Consider the following 18800-nt stretch of genomic DNA (forward strand, 5'->3'; position numbering starts at 1 on the left):
CGCCGCCTCCGTCCCCGCCGCCGCGGCGCCGGCGCCCCCCCCCCCCCCCCCCCCCCCCCCCCCCCCCCCCCCGCGACGGTGATCCTCGCGTTCGTCCGGACCCTGGCGGTGCTGCCGCTCGGCTTCGGCCTCGCGCTCGGCGGCGCGCTCGGCCGGCTCGCCTGGCACCTCTCCTCGCGGATGCGCCGCGAGATGCGGGCGAGCCTCGCCGCGGCCTTCCCGGCGCTGGACGTCGCCGAGCGCGACGCGATCGCGCGCGCCAGCCTCGTGCACCTGGGCTGGCTCGGCGGCGAGGTGATCACGCTGCGGAGCTGGGCGCCGCGCATGGACGAGTACGTCGAGGCCACCGCCGAGGCGGTGTCGGCCCTGAAGCGTGCGCAGGCGCGGGGCACGGGGGTGATCCTCGTGCTCGGGCACATCGGGAACTGGGAGCTCACCTGCCGGCTGTCCCGCTACGTGCAGCCGAACGCGGTCATCGCCAAGCGGAGCTGGCACGCGAGCATCGACGCGACGGTCGCGCGCGCCCGGGCCGAGAACCACGTGGAGACGTTCTGGCGGGACGACCCGGCGACGGGGCGCGCCATGCTGAGGCTGCTCAAGCAGTCCGGCACGCTCGGCATCCTCATCGATCAGGACATCCGCGGCGTGCAGAGCGTCCACGTGCCCTTCTTCGGGCGCCCCGCCGCGACCCCGCGCGCCGCCGCCGACTTCGCGCTGCGCTTCGGCGCTGCCGTCCTGGTCGTGACCTGCCACCGGCGGGGACCGCGCCCCGGCGACGGTCACCGCCTCGAGGTGACCGAGGTCCCGTACGACCGCGAGCCGCTGGACCGCGAGGCGGAGGTGATCCGGCTCACGGCCGCGTGCGTCGCGCTGCAGGAGCAGGCGATCCGCCGGCATCCCGCCGAGTGGGTGTGGATGCACCAGCGGTGGAAGTCGGCGCCGCCGGCGGCGTAGCCCGTCACGCCCGTCACGCCCGTCACGCCCTCTCGCCCGCCCCGCTCCCCGCTCCTCCGCGGGGATCGGTTGCGTGGGCGTGGCGCTGATGGCGCATCAGCGCGTCCGCCAGGGAGAGGGGCCCGGAGGCGATCTCGTCCTCGTCGAGGACGATGACGTCGGGCGACGCGGGCGGGGGCAGGTTGGCCGCCGCGACGACGAGCAGCGCGGCCGGCACGAGCTGCCTGAGCCAGCTCAGGATCGGGCGCGTCCGCCCGCCAGGGTGGAGCACGATCACGAGCTGCGAGGATCCCGATCCCGTCGAGTGCTCTCGGAGTGCGTTCATGCGGGGACTGCCTCCTGCTCGCGGCCTTCGCGTCATCGGCACTCGCGCGTCCCGCGCACCTCTCGCGCCGCTTCGGCGTGCGGTGCGCGGGACGCGTACCGGCTCAACCCAGGTCGATCGGGACGAAGATGCGCGCCTCCCCCCGCTCGACGAGCAGCGCCACGTGCTTGTCGGCCTTCGCGGCGAGCCCCCGGAGCTGCTCCACGCTCGTCACCGGGGTGCCGTTCAGCGCCAGCACCACGTCGCCGGGCTGGATGCCGGCGCTGGCGGCGGGGCCCTGGACGTCCTCCACGAGCGCCCCGCCCGCCACCCCGACCTGCTGCTGCTCCTCGGGCGTCAGCGGGCGGACCGTGAGCCCGAGCCGCCCGTGGTCGTCGCGCTCGGGCGCGGCGGCCGCGGTGGCGTCCTTCGCCTCGCCCACCTGGATCTCGAGCTCGCGCTTGCGGCGGTCACGCCAGACCTCCAGCTTCGCGCTCGTCCCGGGGCGGAGATCGGCGACGCGCGGAGGCAGGTCGGACGAGCTGGAGACCTCCTTCCCGTCGAGCGCGAGGATGACGTCGCCGGGCAGGAGGCCCGCCTTCGCCGCCGGGCTCCCCTTCTCCACGGCGCTCACCAGGGCACCGCCGGTCTTCGGCAGCCCGAAGGACTCGCCCAGCGACTGGTTCACGTCCTGGACCGTCACGCCGAGCCGGCCGCGGACGACCTTGCCGTGGGCGAGGAGCTGCTGCTCGACCTTCATCGCGACGTCGATCGGGATCGCGAAGGACAGGCCCATGTAGCCGCCCGACTGTGAGTAGATCTGGGAGTTGATCCCGATGACCTCGCCCGCGGTGTCGAACAGCGGACCGCCGGAGTTGCCGGGATTCACCGCCACGTCGGTCTGGAGGAACTGCACGTACCCCTCGCCCGGGAGCGAACGGGACCGCCCCGACACGATGCCGGCGGTCGCGCTGTTCTCGAACCCGAAGGGCGAGCCGATGGCGAGGACCCACTGGCCGACCCGGGTCGGCGCGGGATCGCCGGTCTTCACGACGGGCAGATCCTTCGCCTCGATCTTCAGCACCGCGACGTCCGTGCTCTTGTCGACGCCGATGACCTTGGCCGGAAACTCGCGCTTGTCGGTGAGCTTCACCTTCACCTCGCTGGCCCCGGCGACGACGTGGGCGTTGGTGAGGATGACGCCGTCGTCCCTGACGATGAACCCGGAGCCGAGGCCGCGCGTGAGCTGGTGGTCGTTGCCTTCCGGCACCCGGAAGCGCCTGAAGAACGGGTAGAGGGGATCGTTCGGATCCAGCTGCCCGAACGGCGAGCCGGCCTGGGCCGTCTTCACCATGCCGGTCGTGCTGACGTTCACGACCGCCGGCCCGTACCGCTGCACGATGCCGCTGAAGTCCGGCAGCGCCGCGGCTGCGGTGGGCGCGGCGACGGGGACTGCCGGTGCGGGCTGCTCCACGCCGGCCGTGGGGGCCGAGGCCATCGCGCGGCCCCGGTAGAGGTAGCCGCCGGCGAGCGCCGCGACGAGCGCGGCGGTCACGGCGGAGCCCTGGATGAATCTGCGTGGCATGTCTGCTCCTTCCATTCGTGCCCTTCTGTCGAGGGCTCGGAACGAACGGTAAGGGGCGAGGCTTAAGGGGTGCTTAAGGCCGGCCGTCCTCGCCGGGTACCCGCGCCGGCGGCGTGGCCCCGGCGTCGGATGGCGCCTGCGCCGCGAAGCGGGCCGGGAAGTCGACGCGGGCGGTGAGTCCACCTCCGGGCGTGTCGCGAAGCACGACGCGCGCTGCGTGTCGCTCCGCGATGGCCTTCACGATCGCGAGCCCGAGGCCGCTGCCCGTGTCGGAGCCGGCGCGGCGGTAGAACCGGTCGAAGACCCGCTCGCGCTCCGCCTCGGGGATGCCGGTCCCGTGGTCCGACACCTCGAGGTAGGGACGATCGGCCTCGATCCCGGCGTCGACGTCCACGCGCGCGCCGGGGGGCGAGTGCCGGATCGCGTTGTCCACGAGGTTCGCGAGCAGCGTCCGCAGCGTCGCCGGATCTCCCGCCACGACGGCGTCCTCGGCGGCCTGCCCCGCGCCGAGGTCGATCCGCCTCGCCTCCGCCAGGAGCGCGTGGTCCGCGACGGCCTGCGCCACGAGCTCGGACAGGCTCACCGGCTCTCCCGCCAGGGCCGCGCCGGCGTCGGGCCCCGCGCGCGCCAGCGTCAGGAGCTGCTGCACGACGTGGGTCATCCGGCCGAGCCCCGCGCGCAGATCGGCGAGCGCCGCGGCGTGCCCCGCCGTGTCGGGGGCGCGCTCCACGAGCTGCACCTGCAGGTCCAGGGCGGCGAGCGGCGTGCGCAGCTCGTGCGCGGCGTCGGCGACGAAGGCGCGCTGGGCGGACAGCGCCGCGCCCAGGCGCGCGAGGAGATCGTTGAGCGCGCGCACGAGCGGGATGGCCTCCTCCGGAGCGCCGGCCTCGCCGATGGGCTCGAGCGCCGCGGGAGTCCGCGAGGCGACCTCCCCCGCCAGCCGGTTCAGCGGCGCCAGCGCCCGGGCGACGATGTTCCAGATCAGCAGGGCGAGCAGGGGCAGCATGAGGAGGACCGGGGCGAGGGTCCGCGTCGCCGCGGCGACCGCGAGCGCCTGCCGCACGCGCACGGGCTGGGCGACCTGGATGACGAGGTCCCCGAGCTCGACGGAGTAGACGCGCCAGTCGCCGCTCCGGGCGCGCACCGTCGCGAACCCCAGCTCGGCGCTCTCGGGCAGGCCTGCGACGAGCCTGGAGCGGTACAGCCGCCTCCCCTCGCGGTCCCAGATCTGGATGACGAAGTCGAGCTCGGCGTCCTCGCCACCCACCACCGCGCCGCCCCGCGGCGCGCGGTCACGCAGCGTGAGCGCGATCTGGCGGAGGTGGTAGTCGGAGACGGCGTCGATCTCCTCGCGCGCCATCCGGTAGACCACCAGGGCGGCGGCGAGCGTGACCGCCGCGGCCGACGCGAGGAGCGCCACGAGCAATCTCCGGCGGAGCGATCTCACATGCGCCTCGGGACCATGTAGCCCACCCCGCGGAGCGTCTTGATCCACTCGGCGCCCAGCTTGCGGCGGAGCGCGTGCACGTGGACCTCGACTGCGTTGCTCGCGACCTGCTCCGACCACCCGTAGAGCCGCTCCTCGAGCCGCGCCCGGGAGATGGGCCGGCCGGGGTGCTCGAGCAGCGCGTGGAGCAGGGCGAACTCCCGGGCGGACAGGGTGACCGGGGTGCCGGAGAGGAAGACCTCGTGGGTGGCCGGGTCGAGCGTGAGGGGTCCGTGCTCGACGAGGGGATCCGCGCGTCCGCTGGCGCGGCGCTGGACCGCCCGGATGCGGGCGGCCAGCTCGTCGAGGTCGAAGGGCTTCACGAGGTAGTCGTCCGCCCCCGCGTCGAGCCCCGCGACGCGCTGCGAGATCGCGTCCTGGGCGGTGATGATGAGCACCGGCACGCTGCGGCCGCGGCGGCGCAGCTCGCGGAGCACCTCCAGGCCTCCCTTGCCCGGCAGGCCCAGGTCGAGGAGGACGACGTCGTACGGCTCCCCTGCCAGCGCGAGGTCCGCCTCGCCCCCGTCCCGGACCCAGTCCACGGCGTGCCCGAGCTGCCGGAGCCCGCGCCGCACTCCCTCGCCCAGCATCGAATCGTCTTCGACCACGAGGACGCGCACCGGCTCATCATAGCGAGCGGCGGCGGAGCGTACCGCCGCGGTGGGTCACGCCCGCTCTGCGATCGCGAGGAAGACCGGGAAGGCGCGCGCGCCGTCGGCGGTCTCCCTGACCACCTCGTGCACGGTCGAGAACCGCACGTTCCGGAAGCCGCTGCGCTCCATCCGCGCCCCGAGGTCCGCGCGCTCGAACCCCTTGTGACCCGAGAAGCCCGGGCCGTGAAACGAGCCGTCCTCCGCGTCGAGGTCGGCGATGCAGAGGACCCCGTCCCGCTCCAGCAAGCGGTGAAAGGCGCCCAGCACCCCGTCCGTGTCGGGGATGTGGTGGAGGGTCATGAGCGAGCAGACGAGGTCGAAGCGCAGGTCGGGCGGCGGGCCCGCCGCGAGGTCGAGGTACAGCGTCCTCGCGTTGCGGACGCCGCCCGAGGCGATCTTCTCGCCTGCGACCGCCAGCATCTCGCGGGAGCTGTCGGCGAGCGTCACCTCGCGGACGAGCGGCTGGAGCGCGAGGCCGAGGAGCCCCGTCCCCGCGCCGTACTCGAGCACCGCCTTGCCCGAGAGCGACGGGACGACGGACGCGATCGCCGCGGCGACGCGCTGCGCCCGCTCCACCTTGGAGGCGTCCTCGTCCCAGGTCCTCGCCCGGGCGTCGAAGTCGCTCGGAGGGCGGGTCAACGCGCGCTCCAGCGGTCGGGCACGTCCACGACGAGGAGCCGCTCCGCCTCGCCGAGCTGCTCCGCGCGCGGAGCAGCGTGATCGGTGCTCGACGTCGTCATCCCGCTCTTCATGCCTGCTTCGAGCCGCGCCTCGCGACGGAGATTCCGGACCCGTCCCGAGAGAGACGAGGCGTTCGTGGACCGGCGTACTCCCGGCCGGCCGTGCAGGGGCCGGCGGGCGCTACCGCCGGGCGACGCGCGCGCGGCTCGGGCGAAGCGCCGAGACGACATGGTGCCCGCGCCGGCGCGTGACGTACGTCTCGCCGCGAACGACGACGTGGTCCTCGAGATCGCCCTCGCAGGTGACGAGCAGCTCACCCTCGAGGCAGGTGATCGCCACGGGGGCCGATCCGACGCGCACGCTCCTCGCGTCGGTGAGCTCGAGCCTCAGCTCGAGCGGCGCGCGGGTGCTGCGCGCGGAGTCCTGCTGCTCCCACGCTCGCCCCCACGTCCAGTCCCAGAGCCGCGGGTTCAGTCGCGCCATCGCCGTCGCCCGTGCAGCCTTCATCGCTCGTCTCCTCCGCAAGAGCCGAGGCGATGATGCGACCGGTCATGAAGGGAATGCCATTCGGTTGTGAGGGGTCGAAACCTTCCGGAATGAGCCTGCGACAACGCGTCCACGGAAGCTGGTTAGGCATAGACGCCTCGGCCCGGCTAGAATGGAAAGCGATGGCCCGAACCCCCTGGAATCTCGACGAGATCGACCTGAAGATCCTGAAGTTTCTCCAGGTGAACAACCGAATTTCCAATCAGGAGCTGGCGGGGAAGATCGGACTGTCGCCGCCCGCCTGCCTCGCGCGCTGCCGGCGGCTCCGCGAGCAGGGCGTCATCAAAGGGGACGTCTCCCTGGTCGATCCCGCCGCGCTCGGGTACAGCGTCTTCGTCCTGATGCGCATCGCGCTCGAGCGTCCCCGCGAGGACCTGCTCGCCGCTTTCGAGAAGAAGGTCCGGGACTTGCCGGAGGTGCTGCAGTGCTGGACGGTCACGGGTGACGTGGACTTCGTCCTGCTCGTCTGCGCCACCTCGATCGAGGACTACCAGCGCTTCGCCCGCACGGTCGTCGCCGCCGAGCACAACATCAAGAGCTACGCGAGCGACGTGATCCTCTCCACGACGAAATCCAGTTTCGCCCTGCCGATCCCCTGAGGAGCCGGCGCCCCGCGAGACTTCTGGGGCTCGCGGGCGCGCCCGCCCGGGCCTTCTTCTCGAGTCGACTGGAGACGAGGCGCGCGCGCCGCTATCTCAGCGCCGCGCCGTGGTGCCGGCGCACCACCGATCGGGGAGCAGAGCGTTGGAGGTTGGCGACCAGAGCTGCAAGTTCGTCGCACGGCTGTCCCTCCTCTCGAAGGTGGGCGCGCTCGCCGCGACCCTCGACTACGAGGAGGTGCTCTCCGCGGTCGCGCGGCTGTCGATCCCGGAGCTCGCCGACTGGTGCATCGTCGACTTCGTCGAGGACGGCGAGGTCCGCCGGATGGAGGTCGCTCACCGCGATCCCAGCCGCGCGCCGCTCGCCGCCGCGCTGCGCGGCTTCCCGCTCGATCACTCCGCCCGGCGGAGGCTCCCGGCCTCGCGGGCGCTGCAGTCGGGACGCCCCGTGCTCGTCCCGGACTACGGCGACGACACGCTCCGCGCGGAGACCGAGGGCGAGTACCTCGCGCTCGCCCTGCAGCTCGGGGTTCGCTCGGTGCTCGTGGTGCCGGTCACGCTCTCGAGCTCGCTCGCGACCATGACCTTCCTCACGACCTCCGAGTCGGGGCGGCGGTACGGACAGGAGGACGTCGCGCTCGCCGAGGAGCTGGTGCGGCGCGCCGCGCAGGTCGTCGAGAACGCGCGGGTGCACCAGCGGCTCAGGCAGACCGAGGAGCGGATCCGCGTCGCGCTCGCCCACTCCGACATCACCCTCTTCGAGCGGGACCTCGGGCTGCGCTACCGCTGGCTGTACAACCCGCCCTTCGGCTACCCCGCCGCGGAGATGCTGGGGCGCACCAACGCCGAGCTGATCGCGCCGGACGAGGCGGCGCGGATGGACGCCCTCGACCACCTCGTGCTCAGGACCGGAGCGCGGATCCAGGAGGAGCTGCAGGTCTCGGACCGTCGAGGGCAGGTCCATCACATGCTGGTGTCGGAGGAGCCGCTGCGCGACGGCTCCGGCGCGATCGTCGGCATCACCGGCGCGGCGAAGGACATCACCGAGCAGCAGCGCGCGCAGGAGCAATTGGCGCGGGCGCTCGTCTTCCGCGAGCAGATGATCGGCATCCTCGGCCACGACCTGCGGAGCCCGCTCGGCGCGGTGCGGGCGCTCGCCTCGCTCCTCCTCCGCCGCGAGGACCTCGCCGAGAACGTGCGCGAGAGCATCGGCGAGATCGATCGCGCGGGCGCGCGGATGCTCGAGCTCATCGGGACGTTGCTCGACTTCACCCACAGCCGCTTCAAGGACGGGCTGCCGATCGCCCCCGAGCCGACGGACCTGCACGCGCTGTGTCGCGCGGTCGTGGGCGAGCTCCGGGCCGCCCAGCCGGAGCGGGCGATCGAGCTCGCGCTGGAAGGAGACGGGCGCGGCACCTGGGATCCGGGGCGGATGGCGCAGGTCGTGTCGAACCTCGTGGCGAACGCGCTCGAGCATGGCGCGAGGCACGGCTCGGTGCGCCTCTCGGTCGGCGGCGGCGACGAGGAGGTGGTCCTCGAGGTGCTGAACCAGGGACCGGTCATCCCGCCGGAGCTCATGGCCGTGCTGTTCGAGCCCTTCTGCCGCGGCTCGCCCCGGCGCGCCTCCCAGACGCGGGGGCTGGGCCTCGGGCTCTACATCGTGAGCCAGATCGTGACCGCGCACGGCGGCGCGGTCCAGGTGGAGTCCACGCCCGAGCGCGGGACGCGGTTCACGGTCCGTCTCCCGCGGGCGAGCGGAGCCGCCGCTGCGGGGCGTCACCGGGAAGCCTGGGACGAGGGCGCAGCCGCGGGCGCGTGAGGGGCGAGCGTCGCGGGCACCGGGGTCCTTCGCTCGCGGGGACGGACCCGCCGCTCGAGGCGCCACAGGAGTGCTGGGGCCGCGGCGGCCAGCGCCACGGCGAACCACGCCGCGCGATCCATCCCCGCGAGCCTGCCGCCGGGCAGCTGCTCGAGCACGCCCGCCGCGAGGAGCGCGCCCGTGGCCGACCCCAGGTGCTGGACGACCGACTGCGCCGACATGAAGCGGGCGCGCTCCTGGGGCGCGGGCACCTGGCTCGCGAGGGCCTGCATCGGCACCATCCGGAAGCTGCTCGCGGCCATGAAGGCCACGAACAGGGCGAGCGCCGGCGGCGCCCGGGACGGGAAGACGAAGGCGGCGAGCACCACCGCGACGAAGACGGCTGTCCCTCCTGCCGCGGTGACCGCCGCGCCGAAGCGGTCGGCGAGGCGGCCGGAGAGCCGCATCACCGCGAAGCTCACCGCGCCCCCCGCGACGAAGAGCAGGCCCAGGTGCTCCCGCGGGTAGCCGAGGTTGTACTGCCAGTAGGCCGCGATGTTCGGGACGAGCGCGAACTGCGCCGTCATGACCGCGGCCGTCGCGCCGAGCGCGAGCGCGACCGCGGGACGGCGCAGGAGCGCGCCCGTGCTCGAGCCGGGCTCCGGGCGCAGGCCGAGGTGCCGCCGGAGAGGTGGCAGGAGGGTGACCGCAGTCGCGGCGAGCACCGCCCCGAGCGCCGCCACGGCGAAGAACGGCATCCTCCATCCGCCCAGCCGCGCGAGCTCGAGGCCCGCCGGGACGCCCAGCACGGAGGCCAGCGCGAAGGCCCCCATGACCGCCCCCATGGCGCGTCCGCGACGCTCGGCCGGCACCACGTCCGAGATGATCGCCAGCGACAGCGACGTCGCCGGCCCGCCGAAGGCGCCCGCGAGGATCCTCGCCCCCAGCATCGACGAGAGGCTCGTGGCGAACGCGCCGGCCGCCGTGCCCACCACGAGCCCGCCGAGCACGACGCCGAGCGCCTTGCGCCGGTCGAAGCGATCGAGGATCAGGGCGCCCAGCACCCCGCTGAGCGCGGCCGCGGCCGTGTAGCTCGCGCCGACCAGGCCGAGCCGCGCGTTCGGGATGCCGAGGGCCCGCGCGAAGTCGGGGCCGAGCGGCATCACCATCATGAAGTCGAGGACGTTGACGAACTGAACCGCGCCGATCAGGAGGAGGAGCCGGCGCTCGGTGATCCGTTTCCGCATGGGGATCACCGTTGCAGCCCTCGCGCCAGGGAGCGCACGTCGCGCCTCGGGGCCGGACCCGCCGTGGGCGCGGGCTTCGCGCTCGCCCCTCCCCTTCGAGCCGTGGGCGCTGCGCCGAGACGCCGAGCGATCCGCTCAGGCCTTGAGCTTCTTCAGCTCCTTCTCGAGGCGGCGCGCCTGGGCCTTCTCGTGGACGCGCGCCTCCATCCACTCCGCGTGCCGGGCGAGCCGCTCGGTGACGATGCGCAGCACCCGCTCGCGCGCGTACCACTTGCGGTCCGCCGGGACGAGGTGCCAACGCGCCCTGGCCGTGTCCGTGCGCTCGAACATGTCGTCCACCGCGTCCACGTACGAATCCCAGCGCTTGCGGGCGCGCACGTCGGCGTCCGCGAGCTTCCACTGCTTGTAGGGATCCTTCAGCCGCTCCTCGAACCGGCGGAGCTGCTCGGCCTTGCTGATGCCGAGGAAGATCTTGACCACGTCGATCCCGTCGTCGACGAGCGTGCGCTCGAACTCGTTGATCTCGCGGTAGGCGCGCTTCCACTCGGACTTCTTCGCGAGCCCGTCCACGCGCTCGACCAGCACCCGGCCGTACCAGGTGCGGTCGAACACGGTGAGCGTCCCCGGGAGCGGCAGGTCGCGCCAGAAGCGGTACAGCCAGTGCCTGCCCTGCTCGTCCGCAGCCGGCGGACCGATGGGCACGACGCGGACGCCGCGCGGATCGACCGCCTCGGTGAGCCGCCGGATCGCGCCGCCCTTCCCGGCCGCGTCGAAGCCCTCGACCGCGATGATGGCGCGCCGGCCGGTGTGGAACATGCCCTGCTGGACGAGGAGCATGCGGCGCTGCAGCTCCTCCACCTGGCGCTCGTAGGCGTCCTTGGACGAGACCTTGGGGAACGCGTCCTTCGCGAGGAGGCGGGACAGGGACGGGTGGGCCATCGGAACCCTCGGAGAGCTCCGACGAGCCTAGCACGCGCGATCCGCCTTGCCCGCGCTCACGCGGACCGCGAGAGCTCCGCCGCGCTCGCGCCCGAGGCGACCCGACCGGGCAGGATGGCCCTGACCGTGGTCCCCTTCCCCGGCACGCTCTCGTACTGCAGCGACCCGCCGTGATCCGCGATGACCGCGCGCGCCAGCACCACGCCGAGCCCGGTGCCGTCCTCGCGGGTGGTGAAGAACGGCGTGCCGAGGCGCGCCAGGGTCTCGGAGGACATCCCGCGGCCCGTGTCGCTCACCAGGAGCTGCGCCCCGTCGCCGCTCTCGCGCACCTCGACCGTCACCGCTCCGCCCGGCGGGGTCGCCTCGATCGCGTTCGCGACGAGGTTGAGGAGCGCCTCCCTGAGCCGGCGCGGATCGCCCTCGACCGTGGCGTCCCCGCGCGCGACCAGCCGGACCCGCGCCTCGCCCGCGATCGCCGAGAGCGCGAGCAGCGCGTCGGCGACGAGCGGCGCGAGCGCGAGCCGCGGCGCCCTCCCGCCCTCGCGGAGCCGCGTCGACGAGAGGTAGCGCCGCAGGATCTCCTGCATCCGCGCGACCTCGCGCTCGATGAGCACGAGGCGCTCGTGCGCGGGGGCCTCGGCCGGGTTGCGCAGCCCGAGCTGCACGAGCGCCTTCACGCCGGCGAGCGGGTTCTTGAGCTCGTGCGCCACCTCGACGCCGAGCGCGTCCACGCTCGCGCCCGGGGCCTCCGCCTCGGAGGCCGGCTCGGCGCCCCCGCGCGCGAGGATCCGGAGCCCGTCGCGCACGGAGAGGGTCGCGTCGGTGAACGCCCACGCGACCGCGAGCCCGCCGCGCGGCAGGACCAGCTCGTCGCCGGCCTCGAGCACGTGATCCTCGCGATCGCCGTTGCGCGTGACGAGCACCGTCCCGCGCTCGGCGCGCACGACCGACGCGACGCGGCGGCGCGGCAGCCTCAGGGTCGCGTTCTCCGCGAGGTCCCAGCTCTCGCGGGGGGAGGGCTTCCGGGTCGAACGCTCCGTCCTGGCCATGGTGTGCTTCCTTTCGCCTCTGACCGCTCTCCTGCGGCGGGACGGATCATTCGCCGCGCACCGGTGGCCCGCACCGCGCGGTCTTGCGCGCGGGGCGGGCACCGATGCGCGGCCCCGTCTAGAACCCGGGCTCCGGTCTCTCCGGACCGCCCTCCGCCGCCTGGTACGCGGCGCGGAGCGGACCGCCCCCCGTCGTCGCGGGCACCGGCTCCGGCTCGAGCACGCTCGGGGCGGTGGCCCGCCCCTCGGCGCGGTGGTCCCGGGCGATGAGGAGGTAGATGGCGGGCACGAAGAAGAGCGTGAACGCCGTGCCGATGGTCATCCCCGCGACGAGCACCAGGCCGATGCTGTTGCGCGCCTCGGCGCCCGGCCCGCTCACGAGCGTGAGGGGGAAGTGGCCGAAGACCGTCGCCACGCTCGTCATGAGGATGGGCCGCAGCCGCGTGACGGCGGCGCTCTGGACGGCCTCCAGCTTCGAGAGCCCCTGCTCCTGCAGCTTGTTCGCGAACTCCACGATGAGGATGCCGTTCTTCGCGACGAGCCCGACGAGCGTCACGAGGCCGACCTGCGAGTAGACGTTGAGCGTCGTCGTCCACCCGTCGGTGAAGAACCGGAGGGTCGGGTTCGGCATCTTGAGGAACATCATGACGAGCGCGCCGAACATGCCGAGCGGCACGGAGCCCGCCAGGATGACGAACGGGTCCCGGAAGCTGTTGAACTGCGCGGCGAGCACGAGGAAGATCAGCACCACCGCGAGGAGGAACGCGGGCAGGAACTTGTTGCCCTCCGTCCGCAGCTGGCGAGACTCGCCCGTGTAGTCGAGCTTGTAGTTCGCCGGGAGGATCTTCGCGGCCTCCCCCTCGAGGTACGCGAGCGCCTGGTCGAGGGGGCGGATCGCGACGCCGCTGATCTTCACGGCGTTGAGCTGCTGGAAGCGGTTGAGCGACCGCGGCGTGACCGAGTCCCGCAGGGTGGCGATGGAGGCGAGCGAGACGAGCTGCCCGCCCGGCCCGGTGACGTACACGTCCTTCAGCTGCTCCGGGTTCAGCCGCTCGGAGCGCAGGATCTGGGGTATCACCTTGTAGCTGCGGCCGTCGATGCTGAAGCGGTTCACGTAGTTCCCGCCGACCGCGGAGGCGAGATCGCGCCCGACCGTCTGGAGATCGAGCCCCAGCTCCGCCACCTTGTTCCGATCGAGCTCGATCTCGGTCGAGGGCTGGTCGATCTTCACGTCGATGAGCGGCGGGAACGCGAACATCCCGCTCGCCGTCGCCTTCTCCTGGAGCTTCTTCGCGAAGTCCAGGATCTCGGAGCTCTCCGCGGTCGAGGCGATGATGAACTCGACCGGGAACTGGCCGCCGCCGGGGAGCGCGGGCGGCAGGATCGGGAACGCCTGGATGCCGGGGATCGCCGCGACCTTCGCCTGGATCTGCGGGAGGAGCTCGAAGGCCGACCGCCCCCGCTCCTCCCACGGCTTGAAGACCGCGCCCCAGAACCCGTTGTTCGGGAACGTGACCTGGAACGTGAACTGCGACTCCGGGAACGCCATCACGCTCTCGTTCACCTTGTGCACCGAGGGCACGAGCTGGTCGAGCGTCGAGTTCGCGGGCGTGTTGACGACGCCGAAGATGTAGCCCTGGTCCTCCGTCGGGGCGAGCTCCTTGGGCGCCTGCGTGAACATCGCGAGCGCGAGCAGGCTCACCACGATCCACGCGGTGTAGATGGAGCCGCGCGACCGCAGCGCCAGCGCGAGGTGACGGGCGTAGATCGCCTTCAGGCGATCGAAGCCCCGGTTGATGCGCCCCGCGAGCCCGCGCTCCTCACCGCCGCCGCGGAGCAGGTACGCGGACATCACCGGCGAGAGCGTCAGCGCCACGACGCCCGAGATGGCCACCGCGCCCGCGAGCGTGAGCGCGAACTCCCGGAACAGGGCGCCCGTGAGCCCGCCCTGGAAGGCGATCGGCGTGTACACCGCGGCGAGGGTGATGGTCATCGCGATGATGGGCCCGACGAGCTCCCGCGCGCCGCGGAGCGCCGCGTCGACGGGACTCATCCCGTCGCGCAGGTGTCGCTCGACGTTCTCGACGACCACGATGGCGTCGTCCACCACGAGCCCCACCGAGAGGACGATGGCGAGCAGCGTGAGGAGGTTCAGGGTGAACCCGAAGACCTGCATCAGGAACACCGCCCCGATGAGCGACACGGGGATCGCGACGACGGGCACGAGGACCGAGCGCAGCGAGCCGAGGAACAGGAAGATGACGATGACGACGATGAGCAGGGTCTCGGCGAGCGTCCGCTCCACCTCGCTGATGGCGTCCCGGACGTAGGTGGTGGCGTCGAAGGCGACGCGGGCCTGGATCTGGTCCGGGATCTCCTTCTGCAGCGAGTCGAGCTCCACGCGGACCCGCTTGATCACGTCGAGCGAGTTCGCGTTCGGCAGGGCCCAGACGCCGATGAAGACGGCCGTCTGCCCGCTGAAGTTGGTGAGCGCGTCGTAGTCCTCCGCGCCGAGCACCACGTCGGCGACGTCACCGAGCCGGACGACGGCGCCGCCCTGCTGCTCGCGGATGGGGAGCTGCTGGAACTCGCGGGGCGAGCGGAGGTCCGTGTTGGCGGTGAGGTTGACCTGGACGAGCGAGCCCTTCGTCTGGCCCACCGCGGCCTGGTAGTTGTTCCGGGAGAGCGCCTCCCGGATCTGGGCCGGGCTGACGTTCAGGGCCGCCATGCGGTCGGGCTTGAGCCAGATGCGCATCGCGAAGGTGCGGGCGCCCAGGATGTCGGCGCGCTGCACGCCCTCGATCGCCGAGAGCCGCGGCTGGACGACGCGGACGAGGTAGTCGGTGATCTCGTTCTGCTTGAGCGCCTTCGAGGAGAAGGAGAGGTACGCCGAGGCGAGCGCGCTGTCGGCGGACTCGATGGTGATGATGGGGACCTCCGCCTCGGGCGGGAGATCGCCGCGCACCTGGTCCACCTTCGCGCCGATCTCGGCGAGCGCCTTGGTCGCGTCGTAGTTGAGGCGCAGGCGCGCCCGGATGATGGAGACGTTCTGCTTGCTCTCGGACTCGATGTAGTCGATGCCGTCCGCCGCCGCGATGACGCGCTCGAGCGGCGTGGTGATGAACCCGCGCACGAGCGAGGCGCTCGCCCCGACGTAGTTCGTCGTGACGATGATCTGCGCGTTCTCGCTGCGCGGGTACTGGCGGGCGTTGATCGTCCGGATGGCCTGGACCCCCGCGATGACGATGACGAGGCTGACGACGATCGCGATGACGGGGCGGCGGATGAAGAGATCCGTGAACTTCATGTGGTGGCCTCCGGCTCACTCTTCGGTCGGCTTGGGTGAGAGCTGCGCGTCGGGCGCGAGGGCGTTGTTCACGGCGACCGAGGCGCCGTTGCGCAGCTTGAACGCGCCGCTGCTCACGACGGCCTCGCCAGCCTTCAGCCCCTCCGCGACGGCGACGACGTCTCCGCGCCGCTCCCCGGTACGGACGAACTTCTGGCGGGCGACGGTGGTCGTCCTCCCCGCGGCGTCCTTCTTCTCCTCGATGGCGTAGACCGAGTCGCCGTAGGGCGCGAAGATGACCGCCGTCGCGGGGACGACGAGCACGCTGCGCTTCTCCGAGGAGAGCACCTGCACGTTCGCGAACATCCCGGGGCGCAGCCGCCCGTCCGCGTTCTCGAACGTCGCCCGCACCCGGACGTTGCGCGTGGCCGGGTCGACCTCGGGGTTGATGGTGGTGATCTCCCCGTCCCACGTAGCGTTGCGGAACGCGTCGACGACGAGGCGCGCCCGCTCGCCGGCCTTCAGCTCGGCGAGCGCCTGCTGGGGCAGCCAGAAGTCCGCGTAGATCGGGCTCACGGACTGGAGCGACGCGATGGGGGTCCCGGGCGCGACGACCTGGCCCAGCTCGACCTGGCGGATGGCGACGCGCCCGTCGAACGGGGCGCGGATGGTCTTCTTGGCGATCGTCGCGCGCAGGTTCGCGACCGTCGCGTCGGCCTGCTTCGCGCGCGCCTCTGCGGTGTCGAGATCGGCCTGGGCGTTGGCCTCGCCCTGACGCAGCCGCTTCGCCCGCTCGAGGTTGACCTTCGCGAGCGACGCCTCCGCCACCGCCGAGGCGAGCTGCGCCTCCTCCGCGGAGGTGTCGAGCTTCACGAGCACGGCGCCGCGCTTCACCGAGGAGCCGGACTCGAACGTGATGTCCCGGACCGCGCCCGGCAGCTCCGCGGAGAGCATCACGCCGCGGACCGCCACGAGCGATCCGATCGCCGCCCGCGTCGCCTCCCACTGCGTCGCCTCGACCTTGGCCGAGGTGACGGCCTCCGGCGGCGGCACGAAGGACTCGCCCGCCCGCACCATGGTGACGATCTGGCCGGCCTTCACCCCGACGAGGATGCCGACGACCGCCAGCAGACCGACGATGACCACGACCCACTGCTTCTTGCTCTTCATGGACGCCCCCGACGGGATTCGGAAACCACGGGAAACTGCAGACGCTGGGCCAGACGACGGATGCGCTCTGTCAGCAAAACGGCGCGGCTCGAGGCGTGGCGGGCAGGGGGGTGCTGAGCGGATCGCTCAAGCCGTGAGCACCCCCTGCCGCGACGGGGGCTGCCGATCATGGCGCTCCCCCCCCCGGCGGCTCGAGGAGGCTCTCGCCCGCCGCGAGCCGCAGCTGCGCGCGCGCGTTCACGAGGTCGGCGTCCGCCTGGATGCGCGCCGCGTCGGCGCCGAAGGCGTCGCGCTGCGCCTGGAGGAGATCGATCTGGGTCGCGGCGCCGGCCCGGTACCGCTCCAGCGCGAGCTCGGAGGCGCGCGCGCTGACCTCCGACTGGACACGGGCGGAGCGGCTCCGGGCGATCTGGCTCCGCACGGTGCTCCAGGCGCGGTGGATGTCGTCGTGCGCCGCGAGCCTCGCCCGCTGCTCGCGCGCTCGCGCGACGTCCGCCGCCGCGTCCTGCGCGCGGATGCCGGCGAAGGTGGTGAGATCGAGCGACCAGCTCAGGCCGACCACGGCCTGCCAGGAGGCGTCCCGGCCCGCGAGGCCCTCCGCGCTGGTCACGCGCTCCGTCAGGCTCGCGCCCAGGCTGGGGGCGAGCGTGAGCCGCTGCGCCCTCGCCTGCTGCTCCGCGGCCTCGCGGCCCTCCATGGCCGCGGCGAGCGCGGGGAGCTTCTCGTCCGGCGGCTGGAAGCGCTCGAGCGGCGGCTCCTCGTGCAGGTCGTCGGTGAGCGGACGATCGCCGTCGAGCTCCGGCGCGATCCCGGTCAGCGACTGGAGGGCGCGCGCCGAGAGCGCGACCTGGAGCTCCGCGCTCGCGAGCTGCTGCACGTTGCGCTCGACCTCGCCCCGCGCCCGATCCACGTCGAGGAGCCCGGTGGAGCCGGCCTGGTGGCGCTCGTCGGCGATGGAGAGGCTCGCCCTCGCCACCTCGAGCGCCTTGCGCGACGCGCCGACGAGCGCGCGGTTCGCCAGGAGCTGGAAGTACTCCTGTGACACGAGGGCCTGGACGCGGAGCTCCGTCGCGGCCGCCTGCGTCCCCGAGGCGCGGGCGCCCGTGCGGGCCGCGCCGATGCGGGCGAACCGCGCGAGGTCGACGAGCGGAACGTCCAGCGTGGCGGCGCCGTCGAGCTGATCCTTCGGCGTGATCGTGACGCGCGCCGGGGGCCCGCCCGCCGCCCCCGGGAGCTCCAGGGTCGTCTCGAACTGGTTGCGGGTGTACTGCCCCTGCAGCGACAGGCGCGGCAGGGCACGGCCGAGCTCGGCGTCGGCGTCGGCGTCGAGCTGCCTGCGCGCCGCGCGGGCCTCCGCGTTGTCGGGGCTCGCGCTCCGCGCACCGCGCAGGAACTCCTCGAGCGGCTGCAGCGCGCTCGCGCGCCCGGCCACTCCCAGCCAGAGCGCCGCGAGCAAGACCTTCGCCTGCATGACGACTCCTCCCTCGCGACCTTCCGCGTCGCAGCGTTCCCCGCGCGCCGTCGCGCTCTCGCGACGCTCGCCGGCGGAAGCTGCGGCACCACCGTGTCGCGCGCGCTTCCGTGAGTTGAAGTTCCATGAAGACGAGGAGGGCCCCGGCGATCGGGCCGGAGGCCCTCCTCGGTCCGCGGGGCGCGCGTCGCGCGCGGTCCGCGGCGCCGCTCGCGTCAGAACTCGTACCCGACCGACGCGCCGACCGACCACCGCTCCATGCTCGCCGGCGCCTGGCCCGTCGCGAGCGGGAGATCCTCGTTGAAGCTCGTGCGGTAGGTGAACCGCGCGTCGAGGAGGAAGCGGTCGTAGCCCACGGTGACCCCTCCGCCGAACGGGACGACGCCGATCTCGTCCGAGTCCTTCACGCCGGGCGCGGCGTCCCGGAGCGAGAGGTGGCTCCAGCCGATGCCACCGAAGGCGAAGGGCTCGACGAGCCAGGCGCCCGTGGCATACGGGTACTGGAGCCGCAGCACGGCCTCGGCGCCGTTCGTCAGGAGATCGGAGCCCGATCCCTTGGCGTTGAGGGCGGAGCCGACGTAGGCCAGCTCGGCGCCGACGAAGGAGCGGCTGCCGATCCCGAGCCGGGCGTCCCACGTCCCGCCGACGTCGAAGCGATCCTTCACCGCGCTCTCCTTGAAGTCGGTCACCCCGCCTCCGAAGAGCACGTACTCGCCCAGCGGCGTCAGGAGCCCGTCGGCCCCCGCGGCGCGCCAGCCCTGGGCGCTCCCGATACCCGGCGCGGCGACCACGAAGAGCGCCGCGACGAACGCGAACCTCGATCTCTCAGCACGCATCTCTCATCTTCCTTCTCCGGCGAGCGCCGGTGCGGTCCTGCGTTGAGGCGTCGGCGTTGCCGACGCCGAGACGCGGTTGCAGTTCGCGGGCCACGCCATACACCCGCGGGAAATGCGAGGTTTCCCGCTCCGCGCCGTTCGCGATCCCCACAGGCCGCGCGGCTCGGCGCGCAGATCGCTCAAGCCCTGAGCACGC

At 73.1% G+C, this 18800-nt stretch carries 16 protein-coding genes; 3 read left to right on the forward strand and 13 right to left on the reverse strand.

What is annotated here, in order from left to right; translation table 11 throughout:
- Positions 1-78: 78 nt before the first annotated feature.
- Positions 79-954 (forward strand): lysophospholipid acyltransferase family protein, encoded by an 876-nt coding sequence (locus tag MLV88_RS08895; protein WP_242336732.1) that lies wholly within the window; start codon positions 79-81, stop codon positions 952-954.
- Between the two features lie 22 nt (positions 955-976).
- Here the strand turns inward: MLV88_RS08895 and MLV88_RS08900 are convergent, their stop codons facing one another.
- From MLV88_RS08900 to MLV88_RS08925, 6 genes are all read right to left on the reverse strand, one after another.
- On the reverse strand, positions 977-1279 hold the full coding sequence (locus tag MLV88_RS08900; protein WP_242336736.1) for a hypothetical protein: 303 nt from the start codon (positions 1277-1279) through the stop codon (positions 977-979).
- Positions 1280-1382: 103 nt separating this feature from the next.
- Positions 1383-2843, reverse strand: a complete 1461-nt coding sequence (locus MLV88_RS08905; RefSeq protein WP_242336739.1) for a DegQ family serine endoprotease — start codon at positions 2841-2843, stop codon at positions 1383-1385.
- Positions 2844-2916: 73 nt separating this feature from the next.
- Positions 2917-4263, reverse strand: coding sequence for an ATP-binding protein (locus tag MLV88_RS08910; RefSeq protein WP_242336742.1), 1347 nt, complete (start codon positions 4261-4263; stop codon positions 2917-2919).
- 23 nt (positions 4264-4286) lie between these two features.
- Positions 4287-4949 carry a response regulator gene (locus MLV88_RS24560; protein WP_242336745.1) on the reverse strand — a complete coding sequence of 221 codons (663 nt, stop codon included), beginning with the start codon at positions 4947-4949 and terminating at the stop codon, positions 4287-4289.
- A gap of 45 nt (positions 4950-4994) precedes the next feature.
- Positions 4995-5621 carry a class I SAM-dependent DNA methyltransferase gene (locus tag MLV88_RS08920; RefSeq protein ID WP_242336748.1) on the reverse strand — a complete coding sequence of 209 codons (627 nt, stop codon included), beginning with the start codon at positions 5619-5621 and terminating at the stop codon, positions 4995-4997.
- Between the two features lie 222 nt (positions 5622-5843).
- Entirely contained in the window at positions 5844-6170 is a 327-nt protein-coding gene (locus MLV88_RS08925) for a DUF2917 domain-containing protein (RefSeq protein ID WP_242336752.1), read from the reverse strand.
- A gap of 161 nt (positions 6171-6331) precedes the next feature.
- On the opposite strand from MLV88_RS08925, the gene MLV88_RS08930 reads away from it, so the two are divergent.
- Positions 6332-6808: an Lrp/AsnC family transcriptional regulator gene (locus MLV88_RS08930; RefSeq protein WP_242336755.1), complete on the forward strand. Its 477-nt coding sequence runs from the start codon at positions 6332-6334 to the stop codon at positions 6806-6808.
- A 145-nt stretch (positions 6809-6953) separates the two neighbouring features.
- Positions 6954-8627: a sensor histidine kinase gene (locus MLV88_RS08935; protein WP_242336758.1), complete on the forward strand. Its 1674-nt coding sequence runs from the start codon at positions 6954-6956 to the stop codon at positions 8625-8627.
- Here MLV88_RS08935 and MLV88_RS08940 read toward each other — a convergent pair.
- The 7 genes from MLV88_RS08940 to MLV88_RS08970 all read right to left on the reverse strand — a co-directional run bounded on the left by MLV88_RS08940 (position 8585) and on the right by MLV88_RS08970 (position 18604).
- On the reverse strand, positions 8585-9853 hold the full coding sequence (locus MLV88_RS08940) for an MFS transporter (RefSeq protein WP_242336761.1): 1269 nt from the start codon (positions 9851-9853) through the stop codon (positions 8585-8587). The two genes, MLV88_RS08935 and MLV88_RS08940, sit on opposite strands and share 43 nt — an antisense overlap.
- A gap of 135 nt (positions 9854-9988) precedes the next feature.
- The gene (locus tag MLV88_RS08945; protein WP_242336764.1) at positions 9989-10792 is read right to left on the reverse strand and encodes a polyphosphate kinase 2 family protein; all 804 of its coding nucleotides are present in this window, start codon (positions 10790-10792) and stop codon (positions 9989-9991) included.
- A gap of 56 nt (positions 10793-10848) precedes the next feature.
- Positions 10849-11841, reverse strand: coding sequence for a sensor histidine kinase (locus MLV88_RS08950; protein WP_242336767.1), 993 nt, complete (start codon positions 11839-11841; stop codon positions 10849-10851).
- 118 nt (positions 11842-11959) lie between these two features.
- Complete coding sequence (locus MLV88_RS08955) at positions 11960-15148, reverse strand: efflux RND transporter permease subunit (RefSeq protein ID WP_242336770.1); 3189 nt, start codon at positions 15146-15148, stop codon at positions 11960-11962.
- Between the two features lie 15 nt (positions 15149-15163).
- The gene (locus MLV88_RS08960; RefSeq protein WP_242336773.1) at positions 15164-16297 is read right to left on the reverse strand and encodes an efflux RND transporter periplasmic adaptor subunit; all 1134 of its coding nucleotides are present in this window, start codon (positions 16295-16297) and stop codon (positions 15164-15166) included.
- Positions 16298-16463: 166 nt separating this feature from the next.
- A complete protein-coding gene (locus MLV88_RS08965) occupies positions 16464-17768 on the reverse strand; it encodes a TolC family protein (RefSeq protein WP_242336776.1) in 1305 nt (434 codons plus the stop codon).
- Positions 17769-17983: 215 nt separating this feature from the next.
- Positions 17984-18604 (reverse strand): hypothetical protein, encoded by a 621-nt coding sequence (locus tag MLV88_RS08970; protein ID WP_242336779.1) that lies wholly within the window; start codon positions 18602-18604, stop codon positions 17984-17986.
- Between the last annotated feature and the right edge of the window lie 196 nt (positions 18605-18800).

Source organism: Anaeromyxobacter soli (genome assembly GCF_022808855.1).
GTDB classification, from domain to species: domain Bacteria; phylum Myxococcota; class Myxococcia; order Myxococcales; family Anaeromyxobacteraceae; genus Anaeromyxobacter; species Anaeromyxobacter soli.

Coding starts and splice junctions, on each gene's coding strand:
- MLV88_RS08900 (WP_242336736.1), bottom strand. CDS start 1,279: ATGAACGCACTCCGAGAGCACTCGACGGGATCGGGATCCTCGCAGCTC.
- MLV88_RS08960 (WP_242336773.1), bottom strand. CDS start 16,297: ATGAAGAGCAAGAAGCAGTGGGTCGTGGTCATCGTCGGTCTGCTGGCG.
- MLV88_RS08925 (WP_242336752.1), bottom strand. CDS start 6,170: ATGAAGGCTGCACGGGCGACGGCGATGGCGCGACTGAACCCGCGGCTC.
- MLV88_RS08955 (WP_242336770.1), bottom strand. CDS start 15,148: ATGAAGTTCACGGATCTCTTCATCCGCCGCCCCGTCATCGCGATCGTC.
- MLV88_RS08940 (WP_242336761.1), bottom strand. CDS start 9,853: ATGCGGAAACGGATCACCGAGCGCCGGCTCCTCCTCCTGATCGGCGCG.
- MLV88_RS08905 (WP_242336739.1), bottom strand. CDS start 2,843: ATGCCACGCAGATTCATCCAGGGCTCCGCCGTGACCGCCGCGCTCGTC.
- MLV88_RS08965 (WP_242336776.1), bottom strand. CDS start 17,768: ATGCAGGCGAAGGTCTTGCTCGCGGCGCTCTGGCTGGGAGTGGCCGGG.
- MLV88_RS08950 (WP_242336767.1), bottom strand. CDS start 11,841: ATGGCCAGGACGGAGCGTTCGACCCGGAAGCCCTCCCCCCGCGAGAGC.
- MLV88_RS08945 (WP_242336764.1), bottom strand. CDS start 10,792: ATGGCCCACCCGTCCCTGTCCCGCCTCCTCGCGAAGGACGCGTTCCCC.
- MLV88_RS08970 (WP_242336779.1), bottom strand. CDS start 18,604: ATGCGTGCTGAGAGATCGAGGTTCGCGTTCGTCGCGGCGCTCTTCGTG.
- MLV88_RS08930 (WP_242336755.1), top strand. CDS start 6,332: ATGGCCCGAACCCCCTGGAATCTCGACGAGATCGACCTGAAGATCCTG.